Origin of the sequence: Sphingomonas sp. OV641 (assembly GCF_900109205.1) — a bacterium.
Taxonomy (GTDB): domain Bacteria; phylum Pseudomonadota; class Alphaproteobacteria; order Sphingomonadales; family Sphingomonadaceae; genus Sphingomonas.
Genome location: NZ_FNZB01000003.1, coordinates 34,626 through 48,796, shown reverse-complemented (window position 1 = coordinate 48,796; position 14,171 = coordinate 34,626). Strand labels below are relative to the sequence as shown.

Below are 14,171 nucleotides of genomic sequence, written 5' to 3'. Positions count from 1 at the left end.
GGTTCATGAATGCCGGTGAGGAACGGGTGTTTGGTCTTGGGGAGCCGTTTGCGGTTGAAATCGGCCAACAAATTGATGCCTGCACCAACGGTATTGCGAATGATGGTCTCAGCTTTGCTTGCCATGGCGACTCTCCAATGCGAGATGTGCACGGCGTCAACATAGGCTTAATGATAACAGTGTCAACATCCATCAAACGCTCCTACCATCATGGCGAGCTTCGTTCCGCGCTGGTTGAAGCGGGGCTGGCGCTGCTGGCCACGCGCAACGCCGAAGACCTGTCGCTGCGCGAGGTCGCACGCCAGGTCGGCGTCAGCCCGACAGCGGTTTACCGCCACTTTCCCGATAAGGCGGCACTGATGGCTGCGCTGGCATCCGCCGGGCTCGACATGCTCGGCAAGGCGCAACATGCAGCCTTCAACGCGGCGGGCGGCGGCTCGCTGGGCTTCAACGCGACGGGTGCCGCATATGTTCGGTTCGCGCTGGAGAACACAGCGCTGTTCCGGCTGATCTTCGCTACCCCCCTGCGCAGCGAGGCTGTCGATCCAACGGAGATGCCGACCGATGCGATGCGCTTCCTGATGGCGAATGCCGTGGCGCTCGCACCACCCGAGATCGAGCCGCGCGTCTTTGCACTGCAATGCTGGTCGATTGCACATGGGCTGGCCATGCTGCTGATCGACGGGCAACTCGAACTGGACGACGAAACAGTCGAGCGAGTGATCGTGGCGCATGCGAAACGCGCTTGTTGATCGTGTAAGCATTGTTCACCGGACGATAGCCGAGCACGATCGCATGCCAATCAAGGGCGCCGCGCATTCTACTCTAATGCGAGAGCGAGAGGACACGGGCAGCGGTAACACCGACCGAACTCGCGCGGTTCGCGCGACGGACTCGGATTGGCACTCGCGGTGCTCGCTGCGGAGGAGGCAAAGTAGGCGGCGCTGCTTGAGCGGAGCTGGATGAGCCGCCGATCGAGAGCCAAGCCGCCCCGTCCGTGTCGCCGGTTCAACTCCTCACCGGAGGTGATCCGGCTTGTTGTAATCGAGCCGGCCGACAGGTCAGGGGCCGACGCTTACCACATCCAGGCGACGATCCTTCGGGAGCGTGCCCAGTGCGGCGCTCTGCTTCGATTTCGCGAAAGCGGCCATGATCTGTTCGAAGCGCTCGCGCACCACCTGTTCATATTCGACGTGGCTCAGGATATACAGGTCATTGTCCCTGACCCCCTCCACGACACGGCGTCCGACGACCAGCGGGTCGATGCCCCCGGCCATCCACTCACGCTGCCGGTCGATATCGGCCTGGCCAAAGTCCCTGCCGCTTTCGCCATAGACCGCATTGTGGCGATTTCGTCGGCCCGCATAGATGTTGGTGCTCACCAGGCCGGGGCACAGCACCGAAACGCCGATGTTCTTCGGCGCCAGTTGCTGGCGCCAGCCTTCGCTCATCGCCACGACAGCAAACTTGCTGGCGCAATACGGTTCCATTCCCGCCGGACTGATGAGCCCAGCCATCGAGGCGGTGTTGACGAGGTGGCCGCCCTCCCCGTGGCTCTCGATCAGCGGAGCAAAGACCTCGACGCCATAAACCACGCCCTTCAGGTTGACGTCGATCACCCAGTCCCAGTCACCCTCCGGCACGCTGCCCAGCGGACCGCCGGCACCGATGCCTGCGTTATTGGCGACGAGGTGCACCTTGCCGAACTTGGCGATCGTCTCGATCGCGCCCTTGCGCATCGAATCCCGGCTGGTGACGTCGACCTAGACCCATTCGGCCCTGATCTGCCGGGCGCGCAGTTCCTCCACCTTGGTGCGGGCGACCTCGGGTTCGATATCGGCGATCATGACGTTCATGCCTTCCCCGCCGAAGGCCTGCGCCATTGCGAACCCCAGCCCGCTCGCGCCGCCGGTGACGAAGGCAGTCTTCCCGCGCATGTCTTTCACAGCATCCCTCCCCTAGGCTCCATCCTTGCCGGACGGTTTGTCGTCGCGATGCTAGGCCTTTCGCTGCTCGGACGCCAGCTAAGCCATTTGGCTTAGCTGGCCTGCGTTGCAGCCCTCAATGCTTGGAAAGGCGCTTGCCCGAGGCATCACCGTATCGCGATCGCGATCGCCACCAGGTCAACGCGGTGACAGCGCCAGCAATGGCTCCAAGAAGCGTCAACCAATAGCCGTCGAACACTTCCAGTACGAATACGAGGGCCGCAGTCAGAACTCCGCCGGAGGCAGCACCGATGCTGCCATAGGAAATGGCGTTTTCCGCGCCCCGCCGCCTCAGCATCGCCGCCACCGGAAGGCCGATGAAGATGCTGCCGCACGTGACGATTGGCAGAGCCACGGCAAGCGGCGCTGTCCACAGCATCAGCATGGCCGCGAACTCGCGGCTATCGGTCAATGCGCGGGGAAGCCCGATGAGCACGAGCATCGTTGACATGAGCAGAAACGGTGCTGCTCCCGCGATAGCGCCGAACAGGACAGACCGGACGAACGCTCTCATGGTCGCGGATGGGATCCATCGATGACGCATAGCTGACCTGTCAGATACGTGCCGGCAGCTGGTAATCGGGATAAGTGAACATCGCCTTGAAGACGAAGTGGGCGTCCTCGAAGGTTCCTTCGACATCGACCGCTTCTTCCTTCAACATCTCGTCAAGGGAATAAGCGAATTCCACCGACAGGCGCGTCCGCCGTCGCAGCAGCGCCCGGTCCACATGCGGCAGATAGACGTGGTACAAATCCGTCAGCAGGTCCGTGACCAGATTGTGCGAGAACAAGCGGATCGGGGTCAGGTTCGGCACCGCGTGCAGCGATCGCATGATCCATAGCGCGCCCGGCTCCGCACTGGTGATCGCGTGCATCTCGCGCAGCAGCTCCACCGTCCGATCCGCGAGCACCGCCAGCCCGGCATCGGCATAGCGCGCGACCCACGCCTGCATCGCCACGTTCTGCCGAAGCATCAGCCGCTCCGCCAGTGCGCCGATCACCGCATATTTGTCGTCGAAATAGCGGTAGAGCGCCGGTGGGCTCATGCCGGCGCGCTCGCAGATCAGATTGGTCGAGATGCGCTCGATCCCCACTTCGCCAAGCAACACGCCTGCGGCATCCAGCAGCGCATCATAGGTGCGCTGCGCACGCGCCTGCACCGGCTTTCTGTGTGTCGCCAAGCCCATCTTCCCTGCTGCCATCAAACCGGAACCGAAGTGTCATAAAACTGATAGCGATCGCTATCATATGGCCGCCTCATACAAAGGCAAAGGGGTCTATCATCATGTTCGTTCCTCCTCTGCGTCGCACCTTGCTGGGTGCGACGGCAACGATCGCGCTCGCCGTCGCCGCGCCCGCGTGGGCGCAGACCAGCAACCAGCCGCAGGACGGCGCTGCGATCCCGGCGAACGAGCCGGCGCGCGGCACCGGCGGCGCGCAGGCCAGCGATCCGGAAAGCGGCAGCGAAATCATCGTCACCGCGCGCGCCGGCAACGAGAACCAGGCCAAGGTGGAGGCGAGCTACGCCATCTCCACCATCTCGTCGGAGATGCTGAAGATGAAGGCGCCGGTCGGCGTCGGCGAGGCGCTGAAGAACGTGCCGGGCTTCTGGGTCGAAAGCTCGTCGGGCGAGACCAGCGGCAACATCCGCGTCCGCGGTATCCCGACGGATGGCTATTCGCAGGTCGCGCTGCTCGAGGACGGCATCACCATCCAGCACGATCCGGGCCTCGGCTGGCTCAACGGCGACCAGTCGCTGCGCATCGACCAGTCGCTGGAGCGCGTCGAAGTGGTGCGCGGCGGCCCGTCGTCGCTGTTCTATTCCAATGCGCCCGGCGCGGTGGTGAACTTCATCACGCGGCGCGGCGGCGACACGCTGGAAGGCCTCGTCCGCTATGAGGGTGCGGACTATAACGCCCACCGCGTCGACGGCTGGATCGGCGGCCCGATCGCCAACACCGGCTGGAATTTCTTCGTCGGCGGCTTCTACCGCATTTCGGACGGTCAGCGGCACACCGGCTACCGCCTCGGCGAGGGCGGCCAGATCCGCGGCACGCTGTCCACCGAATGGGACGGCGGCTCGTTCATGGTCAGCGTCAAGCATCTCGACGAGCGGGTCGAGAACGCAATGGTCACCCCCTTCGTCAACAATGAGGATGGCGATCCCGTCGGCGTCCCCGGCTTTGACGCGCTGAACGACACGATCGCCGGGCCGGAGACGCGCTACTTCAGCTTCCGCACGCCCACCGGCGCCTATGATTTCGACGCGGGCGTCGCCAACAAGGCCAAGATCACCCAGGTGACGATGCAAGGCCGCTTCGAGCTGGGCGAGGATTTCAGCCTGGTGCAGAGCCTGCGCTATCGCGACAGCTATCAGAAGCGCAACAGCATCACCCCGCGCTCGATCTTCACTTATGCCGATGTGCTCACCTCGCTGCGCGGCACGTTTGGCCTGCCGTCCGGTACGCCGCTGGGGCTCAGCTACACCAACGGCAGCGGCGCCTTTGCCGCCAACCAGAATGGCAACGGGCTGGTGCTGCTCAATCTCGCGCGCTCCTTCACCGTGCCCGAAAGCGAGGTGATCAGCGACACGCGCCTGCAGAAGACGTTCCAGGCCGGCGGCCAGCACGATGTCGCGTTCGGCCTCTATTACGCCCATGTCGATGAGGATTACCGCGCCACCTCGGCCTCGATCCTCACCGACGTGAAGAACAACGCGTCCTTGCTCGACGCGGTACTGCCCGGCGCGGGTGGCGCGCCAGGCACGATGCTGACCGAGGGCGGCGTGCTCGGCTACGGCAGCGAGTTCGGCTGGTCATCAGGCACCTCGCGCTCGGTCGCGCTCTATGCGTCCGACGAGTGGAAGATCACTGACAAGCTGCGCCTCGACGGCGGGCTGCGCTGGGAACAGGTCAGCGTTAGCGGCATCAGCGAAGGCTCGCGCACAGCGAACCTGGGCCAAAGCCCGACGGTCGCCGACAATGCGGTGCTTGTCGGCAATGGCGTGTTCACGCCATGGAAGGGTTCGAACGACGATCTCGCCTGGTCGGTCGGCGTGAACTACCAGTTCCAGCCGAGCTTCGGCGCCTTCGCCCGCTACACCTCCACCTTCCGCCTTCCGGGCGTGTCGAGCTTCTTCGGCGCCCCGACCCAGGCCCCGGTGACGCAGCAGATGAACTTTCAGGAAGTCGGCCTGAAGTTCGATCGGCGCAACTTCAACCTGTTCGTCACCGGCTTCCGCACGATCTACGAAAGCTATCAGATCAGCGACTATCGCCAGAATGCGTCGGGGCAGTATGTCCTCAACACCGTGTTCGGCGACACGGAGACCTGGGGCGCGGAGGTCGAGGGTACGTGGCGGCCGGTGCCGTGGTTCGACGTCCACGCGAACTACACCTACCAGCATGCGCGCTTCACCGATTTCGCCTATCGCGACGCCAATGGGCGCGAGTTTGATTATTCCAAGAACCGGCTGATCCGCGTGCCGGAGCACCAGTTCCGCATCACGCCGGGCATCAACCTGTTCGACAACCGCTTTCGGCTTGAATCCGACATCTCCTATTACGGCCAGCGCTGGGCGGACGTGGCGAACCAGATCAACCTGCCGTCCTATGCGACGGTCGATCTCAACGCCCGCCTCGACGTGACCGACGCGCTGAGCTTCAATCTCTACGTCAACAACCTGACCAACACGGTCGGCCTGACCGAGGGCAATCCGCGCGCCGGCTCGATCCAGAACGAGGAAGTGGGCGACGCAGTGTACATCGCTCGCTCGATCTTCGGCCGCAGCTTCCGCGGCGCGGTGACCTTCCGCTTCTAAGCCAGATGGGCGGGGCAGCGAATGCCCCGCCCAGGCCTGTCATCCGATCAACACGAACAAGGCGCCTCCCCGGCGAAGGCCGGGGCCCAGTTGGGGGACGTTGTTGGCAGGCGAAGCGGCCAGCGATGCCCGGCTTCCCGACTGGACCCCGGCCTTCGCCGGGGAGGCGATCCACACGACACACGCCGTCACCCCGGCTGCGGGGTTCCGACCTTCCAAAGGACTCCTCCGATGCCAGCCATCCTCCGCCGCGCCCTCCTCGCTCTCGCGCTCGTGGCCCCGGCCACTTCCCACGCCCAAACCCTTCCCGCCTGGGACAAGGTCCCGCTCGCCAAGGGCAAGGAGGCGCCTGATCTGGTCCTCACCGGCACGGTCGATCGCGCCAACTATCAGCGCAACGTCGCCGTACCCTTCACCGTGCCGAAGGGCGTGACCCGCATTGCGATCGAGCTCACCTACACGCGGCCCGACGGCAAGACGGTCATCAATCTCGGCCTGTTCGACGGCGAGCGCTTCCGCGGCTGGAGCGGCAGCAACAAGCACGCCGTGGTGCTGGACGAGACCAGCGCCACCCCGTCCTTCACTGCCGGCCCGATCGGCGGACGCCGCTGGTCGCTCGACCTCGGCGTCTCGTACATCGACGAAGGCGCGACCAGCACCTACACCGCCAAAATCTGGTTCTGGCGCCCCGGCGACGTGCCCGCTGTCTCCACCTTCTCGCCCGAGCCGCTCAAGGCCGGCCGCGCCTGGTATCGCGGCGATCTCCACCTCCACACCGGCGACAGCGACGGCTTCTGCGACAGCCGCCGCGGCCGCTCGATCCCCTGCCCGATCTATCGCACGGTCGATGCGGCGGAAAACGCCCGGCTCGATTTCATCGCCATCACCGATCACAACAATGTCGGCCATTACAATGCCATGCGTGAGCTCCAGCCGTTCTACGACGACGTGCTGCTGATCCCCGGCCGGGAGATGACCACCGAACAGGGCCACGCCAACATCTTCGGCACCACCGACTATGTCGATCACCGTCTGGGCGAGAAGACGATGCCCGACATGACGACCATGATCGACGCTTCGCACAAGGCCGGCGCGCTCGTCTCGATCAACCATCCCGGCGCGCCAAACGACCACCGCTGCCGCGGCTGCGGCTGGATCGCGCCGGCGGCGACGCGCGGCATGGTCGATGCGTTCGAGGTGATGAACGCGGGCAATCTGTGGAAGCAGCTCGCCGGTGCCGATCCGATGGAGGATGTCGCGATCTGGGAAGCGGAGATAGCCAAGGGCCGCCGCATCACCGCGATCGGCGGCAGCGACAATCACGACACGCAGCTTGGCCGGATGGGCGTGGGCTTTCCGACGACGGTCGTGCGCGCTGAAAATCTATCCGAACGCGCGATCCTTGACGCGATCGCGGCGGGCCATGTCTGGATCGACATGACCGGCAAGCCCGGCCGCAGCTTCGACCTTGCGGCCCGCGCGGTTGGAAAGGACGGGACGATCGGCGACGATTTCGCGCTCGCCGCCGGCCAGACGCTGGAGATGACAATTGAAGCCGGCGGCAGCAAAGGCGCGACGCTTGTCGGATTGCTTGACGGCAAGCCCTCCCCTGCGCTGACCGTGAACGCGCTTGCCGACGGGCAAACCTCGCTTCCCTGGACAAGCGACGGCGGCCGACACTGGATCCGGTTCGAAGTGCGCGAAGGCGGAAAGCGCGTTCTGATCACCAATCCAGTGTACGTGAACTTCGGTTCGTAGCTGCCCCGAAGGGCGTGTGACGGGGGGCGAGCGCCATCGACGCGCTTGCCTTACCCGACGGCTGGAAGGACGGACGGCGAACGCCTGGCGAGCGCCGCCCGTGCCCCTCACCACGCGCAGATCGCCCGAGCGATGATTCGATTGTGAAGCGAACAATCGTCGCTCGCGTCACGGGCACGTAACAACTTTTCGCCACCGCGCCGCTCGGGGAGCAAGCGCCGGGGACCGACGGGTCAGCACGGCGCGATATCGCTGCACGCTTACCAGAAGCGCCGCCATTCCGAACGCTGTCGTTCGGAAGCCGCAGGCGCTCGCCCGGAGCGCGCCGCACCAGAATTTTCGAGAAATAACAAAAGGGTCACACATGCCGAAGCTTTTCGTTCGTCGCATCCGTGCGACATATCTTCTGGGCGCAGCATTCGCCGCACTCTCCGCCATGCCCGCCGCGGCGCAGACCGCGCCCGCCGCGGTTCCCGGCGAGGATGCCGCAGGGGAGGATATCGTCGTCTCCGGCTATCGCCAGAGCCTTGCCGAAGCGATTGAGATGAAGCGCGACACGATCGGCTTCTCCGACTCGATCGTCGCCACCGACATTGCCGACTTCCCCGAGCAGAACCTGTCCGAAGCGCTGCAGCGCGTGCCCGGCGTGACGATCGAGCGTGATCGCGGCCTTGGCACGCGCGTCAACGTGCGCGGCCTGCCGAGCGAGTTCACCCTCGTCTCGATAAACAAGCTCGCCACCGCATCGGGTTCGGGCGGCCGCGATGTCGAGTTCGAGATCTTCGCTTCGGAACTGGTCCAGTCGGTCACCGTCCAGAAGTCGCCCACCGCATCGGACGAGGAAGGCGGCATCGCCGGTTCCGTCTACATCCGCACCGCGCGCCCGTTCGACGTTCCCGGCATGCGGCTGGTCGGCAGCGCGGAAGGCGCGTACAATTCCATCTCAGAGAAGATCGATCCCAATTTCTCGTTCCTCGCCAGCAACACCTTCGGCGATTTCGGCGTGCTGTTTTCGGCCGCCAAGCAGCAGCGTACCAACCGCACGGATTCGAACTCGGGGATCAACTTCCGCCCGATCGCGCGCTGGACCGATCGCGCCAACACGACCTATCGCAACCAGGCGATCGCAGTGCTGCAGCGCGACGCCGGCGTGACCTTCACCGAAGCCGACAAGAACCGCATCGTGTTTCTCGATAAGGTCGGCGACCGCGTGTACCAGAACGACCAGGACCGGCTCGGCCTGTCGGGCTCCGTGCAATACAAGCCCAGCAACGATTTCAGTCTCGCCTTCGACGCCTTCGTCGGCTCGTACGACACCGTCGAGGACGAATATGACGCCGCGGGCTATTCGGCGTCTAGCAACTCGACGCTTGAGACGATCCACGAATTCGATGCGACCACGCTGTCGAAGGACGGGCTGATCGTGCTGCGCGACGTGTCCTACACCAACACTCAGCATGAATTCCTCAGCAAGGAATATCTCAACGGAACGGACTATCGCCAGTTCGGCGGCGAGATGAACTGGGTCACCGGCAATTGGAAGATCAATGCGCTGGGCGGCTATTCGGGCGCAAAGAAGACGCTCGACTATGCCAATCTGAAGCACGTCGCCTATGCGCCGTCGCGTACCCGCTATACCGAGAATGGCGGCGAGACGATCCCCAGCGCCAATCCGCGCACGATCGACATGTACAATGCGCCAGCATCGTATCTGTTCGAGGCGTATGAGACGACGCGCGAGCGGATCGAGGACGACAAATACGCCGCTCAGGTCGATCTCAGCTACAATTTCGACAATTCGGTGTTGAAGCGCTTCAACTTCGGCGGCCGCTACACCAACAAGTCGAACGAGCGCCAATATGGCGAGGAGAAGATCCAGGGCCCGACGCGCGGCAGCACCGCTTACGTGAACAAGCGCACGCTGGCAGACAGCCCCCTCACCAACGTTACGGAAATCGTCGGCGGCAAGGATTACCAGGCGCGCGACCTCAGCTGGGCACAGGTCTCAAACGATTACGCCCGCGACTTCTTCCGCCCTGACGGCTTCGTGACGCCGTTCGGCGATGCCAATTACTACAAGGTCACCGAGGAGACGATCGCCGGCTATGCCATGATCGACGCCGAGTTCGACGTGGCGGTGCCGGTGTTCGTCAACCTGGGCGGCCGCTATCTGCGCACGACGATCAACTCGGCCGGCTTCCACCAGGTCCAGAACCCGAACGGCACCACCGGACTGTCACCGGAGCCGATTTCGAGCGAGGGCCGCTACGAGAAGTTCCTGCCCTCGTTCAACGCGCATGCCGAGCTGACCGACACGCTGTTCCTGCGCGCCGCCGCCTCGCAGACGCTGATCCGCCCGGCGCTGACTGACCTCGCCTACAAGCGGACGGCCAGCTACAGCAGCTACCGCTACACCGATGGCAATCCGGGGCTGAAGCCCACCTATGCCGATCAATGGGAAGTGGGCGTCGAGAAGTATCTCGGCCGCGGTGGCATCCTGGCGGCGTCGTATTTCTGGAAGAAGATCAAGGGCGTGGTACAGAGCGAACTGACCGGCGTGGTTGAGGACGTGACGGTGTACAACGCCAACGGTTCGGTGAACGGCGTTTATGACTTCGACGTCTATCAGCCGGTCAATGCCGAGGGGTCGTACAAGGTAAGCGGCGTCGAGCTGAACGCGGTGATCCCGTTCGGCATGTTCGCCGACTGGGCGGACGGCTTCGGCATCAACGCCAATGCTACCTTCCTCGACAGCTCGCTTACGGGTGAGTCAGACCTTGGCATCGATACGGCGCCGATCGGCCTTGCCGACAAGACGTACAACGCCACGATGTTCTACGAAAATGGCCCACTGTCGCTGCGCGTGTCGTACAATCGCAAGGGCAAGTATGTGGAGCGCATCGAACGCAACATGTACCCGGTGTACCGCGATGCTTATGGCCAGTTCGACGTGGCAGCCAGCTATCAGCTGACCCCGAACTTCCGGGTCGAGCTGCAGGGCATCAACGTGGGCAACGAGAAGACGACGGGCTATACGATGGACCCGAGCTTCCCGACCACCTACGAATTTTCCGGCAGCCGCATCAGCCTTGGGCTGCGCGCGCAATTCTGATCGGGCAGGCGGGCCGGCAGATCCTGCCGGCCCGTCGTTCCTCTTGCCATCCCCGATCCGTTCGCCCTGAGTCTGTCGAAGCGCGTGTTCCGGGCACGTACTTCGCCAGGCTCAGTACGATCGCGAAAGATCGTTCGAACGGATCGGAAGTCCCGTTAGTTGGCGGCGCATCCGGCGACGGGCGCCGCATCCTTCGCCAGCCGCGCCAGTTCGGCACGCGCCGCATCCATGTCCGCACGGAAATCGGCACTGGCATGGAGCTGGCTGGCGACCACCGCGCCGGCCATATACCCCGCCTCCACCGCGCTGCGGCTGTGCGAGCCGCACAGGTAGCGGCTTTCGCCATATTCGCGGCCGCGCTGCAGGATCTCGGTCGCGCGGTCGGGGAGCAGTTCGGCGAGGATCAGTGCGGTCAGCCAGCCGTTGCTGGTGTGCCCCGACGGATAGTCGCCGTTGCCCGCCAGGTGATCGCTCTTCGCCTCGCAGATCTCGCCCGGCTGGTTCAGATACGGGCGGCGCACAGCAAAGGTCGATTTTGCGCGGCCAACCATGCCGCCGTCGCCCAGCCGGGCGAACACGCGCGCCAGCGCCGGCGCTTTGGCCGCGTCGAGCCGCATCCCCATTGCGCAGGCATAGACGGTGTAGCGATCGTCGGTGACGTCGCTCGTCGCCATCTTCCAGCGCGGCGTGCCGGCGAGCTTGCGCGTTTCGGTGAAGGTGGCGCGATCGTCCTCGTTCCGCGCATCGCCGGTCACGGGCGGCGGCGGAAGGATGCGCACCAGATCGGGCACCTTTGCGCCGGCGAGATAGGGCGTCGGCGCCTGATCGGCGGCGGTCAGCGCGAGCGGGACGGCGAGAAGGAACAGGCGACGCATCACTTCGCCTCCAGATCGCCGCAGCCGGCCGGGTGGCGGACGGGATTGCAGCGCGCGACCATGCCGCCGGGCTTCTCGACGACATAGCCGCCGGCAAGGCGGGGATCGGGCCAGAGATAATCGGTCGATACATATTGCGCGCCGCCGGCCAGCGCGGCGTCGCGCGGCTTCGTGTCATTGGCGCGCGCCTCTCGGGTGTTGGCGTCGGCGCGGGTTCGGACGATGTAGTTCGCCGCGACGGCGCGGCGGATGCGATCGCCTTCCTTCACCGGATCGTTCAGCGTCAGATAGCCGGCGGCGGGCGATGCTTCGTCCGTGTTGATGAAGAACACTCGTCCCTCCAGCGACTGGCGCTTGCCGCGATATACCGCGACCTTGGCGGGCGGCTCGTCGAGCGCGAACAGGAACTTGCCACGCGATTGCTCCAGCGTTGGCCAGTTGTTCGCCAGCACCGCATCGCGCAGCGTCGGGTAGCGGCCCTGCACGTCGTCCGGCGTGACCAGCCTGTCCGGGCCAAGGACGCTGCGGATCTCCGCGTCGAGCGCGTCATAGGCCGCTTCGTCGAACGGCAGCGCATCGATGCCGCCGCGCGCGGCGTTGCGCTCGTCCTTGGCGTTGAACATCAGCAGGATCGGCACATGGCGCGGGTGCGCGGCCGACCAGTCGCGGATGATCGTCAGGCATTCGGTGAGCAGCACGCAGCTCGACGAATTGTCGATGCCGGGAATGTGCAGCACCTTGAAGCCCGGCTTCGCCAGCCGCGGATCGGCTGAGCCGGCGGCATAATGGCCGCCCTTCGGATCGTAATTGACGTCGATCTCCAGCTGGCGTGCGCCGGCATCGAGCTGCTCCACAAGCGGGCGGTGGCCATAATCCAGCGCGTCGGCCATCTGCGGCGCGGCGGCGCGGACCTTTGCCATCGTTTCCGCCGGCATCGGCAATTTGTAGCTGTTGTGCGTGCCGATCACCGCGATGTCGTTGATCCGAAGCGGTTCCTGCTTGTCGGCGGCGATAGCGGGAGCGGCGGCGAGGCTCAGCATCAGGCCGAGCGTGGTTCTGACATGCGACATGCGCGGGCTGGTGGCGGCCAATCATTGCGGTGCCGTGACAGGTGCGTCACGCTGGCTTCACGATCCCCTCATAGTTCGCCCGCGAACGGGACATCGCGAGGGCATGGTGGCAGGCGAGGCGATCTATCGCGACGAGAGTGGCGCCTTTCCCGACGCCGCGCTGACGCAGGCGTTGCGCCGCTTCGTCCATGGCCGCGTCGGCCAGCATGCCGACGGCGACGATCTGGTGCAGGAAACGTTCGTGCGCCTGCTCGGCTATCAGGCGGCATCGCGCGTCAACGACGTGAAGGCGCTGTGCTTCACCATCGCCCGCAACCTGCTGCTCGATCATCATCGTGCCGCACGGCGCGGCGCGCCGATCGAACTGGACGAGGAGATCATCTGCCCGCAGCCGACTGCAGAGCGCATTCTCGCGTACCGCCGCGCCGTGGAGATCATGCTGCGCGCGCTGGAAACGATGCCGCCGCTGCGCCGCGAGATCTTTTTGCGCAAGCGGTTGGACGGCTTCACCACCGCGGAGATCGCCGGCAGTCTCGACATGAGTCTGGGCGCCGTGGAAAAGCACGTCGTGCGCGCGTTCAGCGATCTGCGGACTGCGCTGGCAAAGCGCGGCTTCAGCATGGCGGACGGCGCATGATGCCTGCCGCGCGCCAGCCCACTGTCGATCCGAATGCGCTGAATGATGCGCTGCAGGCGGCGGCGAGCAGGTTCGGGCGCCTTTCCGACGAGCAGGTGCGCGCGATGCGGCACAAGCGGCGAACCGCAACGGCGGCGGTTGCTTCGGCGAGCGCCGCGGCGGTGTTGGCGCTGGTCGGCGGGCCATGGCTGACGTCCACGCCGGCCGTGCCGGCGGGCTGGTCGCGGGAGGTGGCTACCAAGGCCGGACAGCAGGGCACGCTGACCTTGGCGGACGGTTCAACCGTGCGATTGAACGGTGCGACGCGCGTGCAGGTGAGCTACCGGGGCGACCGGCGCACCGCGCGGCTGCTGCAAGGGCAGGCCTTCTTCGACGTGAGGCACGACAAGGCACGGCCGTTCACCGTCTATGCCGGCGCGGGACAGGCGCGCGTGCTGGGCACGGCGTTCGACGTGGATCTCACGCGGCGGCAGGTCGCGCTGGCGGTGTACCGCGGCGCGGTGGGGTTCGAACCCGTCGGCAAGGCGCCTGGCACAGTGGTTCGGGCGGGCTACCGCAGCGCGATCACCGGCGGCGTGGCGAGCGCACCGGCGCGATTCGACGCCGCTTTGCCCGACTGGCGGCAGGGGTGGATCGACACCGCGGGCATGCGGCTCGACGATCTGGTCGAGGCGCTTGATCGCCAGGGCAATGTGCGCATCGCGCGACCGGCGGAGCCGCTGGCATCGGTGAGGGTGCTCGGGCGGTTCCGGACGGACAATCCGCGCCAATTGCTCGGCGCCATCGGCGAGGGGTTCGGCTTCACCGTGCGGGAGCAGGACGGTCGGCTGTCGCTCGAAGCGGCAAAGTAGCCACATCCCATACTTTCCCGGCGAAGGCCGGGGCCCAGCTACGGAACGCGGGTTTGCTGGCGC

The 14,171-nt window shown here is 65.2% G+C and carries 10 protein-coding genes and 1 pseudogene; 6 read left to right on the top strand and 5 right to left on the bottom strand.

From position 1 onward, the window contains the following. Window positions 1–5 precede the first annotated feature (5 nt). Window positions 6–752, top strand: coding sequence for a TetR/AcrR family transcriptional regulator (locus BMX36_RS14185; RefSeq protein ID WP_256210819.1), 747 nt, complete (start codon window positions 6–8; stop codon window positions 750–752). Between the two features lie 309 nt (window positions 753–1,061). On the opposite strand, the pseudogene BMX36_RS14180 reads toward BMX36_RS14185, so the two are convergent. The 3 genes and pseudogenes from BMX36_RS14180 to BMX36_RS14165 form a co-directional block, all read right to left on the bottom strand. Next, a pseudogene (locus tag BMX36_RS14180) lies at window positions 1,062–1,937 on the bottom strand (SDR family NAD(P)-dependent oxidoreductase). A gap of 124 nt (window positions 1,938–2,061) precedes the next feature. Continuing rightward, window positions 2,062–2,436 carry a hypothetical protein gene (locus BMX36_RS14170; protein WP_093066525.1) on the bottom strand — a complete coding sequence of 125 codons (375 nt, stop codon included), beginning with the start codon at window positions 2,434–2,436 and terminating at the stop codon, window positions 2,062–2,064. A gap of 103 nt (window positions 2,437–2,539) precedes the next feature. Further along, the gene (locus BMX36_RS14165; protein ID WP_066779537.1) at window positions 2,540–3,166 is read right to left on the bottom strand and encodes a TetR/AcrR family transcriptional regulator; all 627 of its coding nucleotides are present in this window, start codon (window positions 3,164–3,166) and stop codon (window positions 2,540–2,542) included. A gap of 104 nt (window positions 3,167–3,270) precedes the next feature. Between BMX36_RS14165 and BMX36_RS14160 the strand changes: the two genes are divergently transcribed. The 3 genes from BMX36_RS14160 (at window position 3,271) to BMX36_RS14150 (ending at window position 10,675) form a co-directional block, all read left to right on the top strand. Beyond that, window positions 3,271–5,805 carry a TonB-dependent receptor gene (locus BMX36_RS14160; RefSeq protein WP_093066523.1) on the top strand — a complete coding sequence of 845 codons (2,535 nt, stop codon included), beginning with the start codon at window positions 3,271–3,273 and terminating at the stop codon, window positions 5,803–5,805. A gap of 231 nt (window positions 5,806–6,036) precedes the next feature. Next, window positions 6,037–7,563: a CehA/McbA family metallohydrolase gene (locus BMX36_RS14155; protein WP_093066521.1), complete on the top strand. Its 1,527-nt coding sequence runs from the start codon at window positions 6,037–6,039 to the stop codon at window positions 7,561–7,563. Between the two features lie 364 nt (window positions 7,564–7,927). Beyond that, window positions 7,928–10,675, top strand: a complete 2,748-nt coding sequence (locus BMX36_RS14150; RefSeq protein WP_093066519.1) for a TonB-dependent receptor — start codon at window positions 7,928–7,930, stop codon at window positions 10,673–10,675. Between the two features lie 155 nt (window positions 10,676–10,830). Here the strand turns inward: BMX36_RS14150 and BMX36_RS14145 are convergent, their stop codons facing one another. Both BMX36_RS14145 and BMX36_RS14140 read right to left on the bottom strand, forming a co-directional pair. Beyond that, window positions 10,831–11,550 (bottom strand): acid phosphatase, encoded by a 720-nt coding sequence (locus BMX36_RS14145; protein ID WP_093066517.1) that lies wholly within the window; start codon window positions 11,548–11,550, stop codon window positions 10,831–10,833. After that, window positions 11,550–12,620, bottom strand: coding sequence for a phosphatidylinositol-specific phospholipase C1-like protein (locus tag BMX36_RS14140; protein WP_177179157.1), 1,071 nt, complete (start codon window positions 12,618–12,620; stop codon window positions 11,550–11,552). Before BMX36_RS14140 ends, BMX36_RS14145 begins: the two co-directional genes overlap by 1 nt. Between BMX36_RS14140 and BMX36_RS14135 the strand changes: the two genes are divergently transcribed. Together BMX36_RS14135 and BMX36_RS14130 are read left to right on the top strand one after the other, a co-directional pair. Next, complete coding sequence (locus tag BMX36_RS14135; protein WP_218142176.1) at window positions 12,601–13,257, top strand: RNA polymerase sigma factor; 657 nt, start codon at window positions 12,601–12,603, stop codon at window positions 13,255–13,257. The two genes, BMX36_RS14140 and BMX36_RS14135, sit on opposite strands and share 20 nt — an antisense overlap. Further along, window positions 13,254–14,108 (top strand): FecR family protein, encoded by an 855-nt coding sequence (locus BMX36_RS14130; RefSeq protein ID WP_093066511.1) that lies wholly within the window; start codon window positions 13,254–13,256, stop codon window positions 14,106–14,108. Before BMX36_RS14135 ends, BMX36_RS14130 begins: the two co-directional genes overlap by 4 nt. Window positions 14,109–14,171 lie beyond the last annotated feature (63 nt).

Excerpts from the sequence above, each read along its gene's own strand:
- BMX36_RS14170 (WP_093066525.1), bottom strand. The coding sequence starts at position 2,436 with ATGTCAACGATGCTCGTGCTCATCGGGCTTCCCCGCGCATTGACCGAT.
- BMX36_RS14130 (WP_093066511.1), top strand. The coding sequence starts at position 13,254 with ATGATGCCTGCCGCGCGCCAGCCCACTGTCGATCCGAATGCGCTGAAT.
- BMX36_RS14140 (WP_177179157.1), bottom strand. The coding sequence starts at position 12,620 with ATGTCGCATGTCAGAACCACGCTCGGCCTGATGCTGAGCCTCGCCGCC.
- BMX36_RS14185 (WP_256210819.1), top strand. The coding sequence starts at position 6 with ATGAATGCCGGTGAGGAACGGGTGTTTGGTCTTGGGGAGCCGTTTGCG.
- BMX36_RS14155 (WP_093066521.1), top strand. The coding sequence starts at position 6,037 with ATGCCAGCCATCCTCCGCCGCGCCCTCCTCGCTCTCGCGCTCGTGGCC.
- BMX36_RS14160 (WP_093066523.1), top strand. The coding sequence starts at position 3,271 with ATGTTCGTTCCTCCTCTGCGTCGCACCTTGCTGGGTGCGACGGCAACG.
- BMX36_RS14150 (WP_093066519.1), top strand. The coding sequence starts at position 7,928 with ATGCCGAAGCTTTTCGTTCGTCGCATCCGTGCGACATATCTTCTGGGC.
- BMX36_RS14145 (WP_093066517.1), bottom strand. The coding sequence starts at position 11,550 with ATGCGTCGCCTGTTCCTTCTCGCCGTCCCGCTCGCGCTGACCGCCGCC.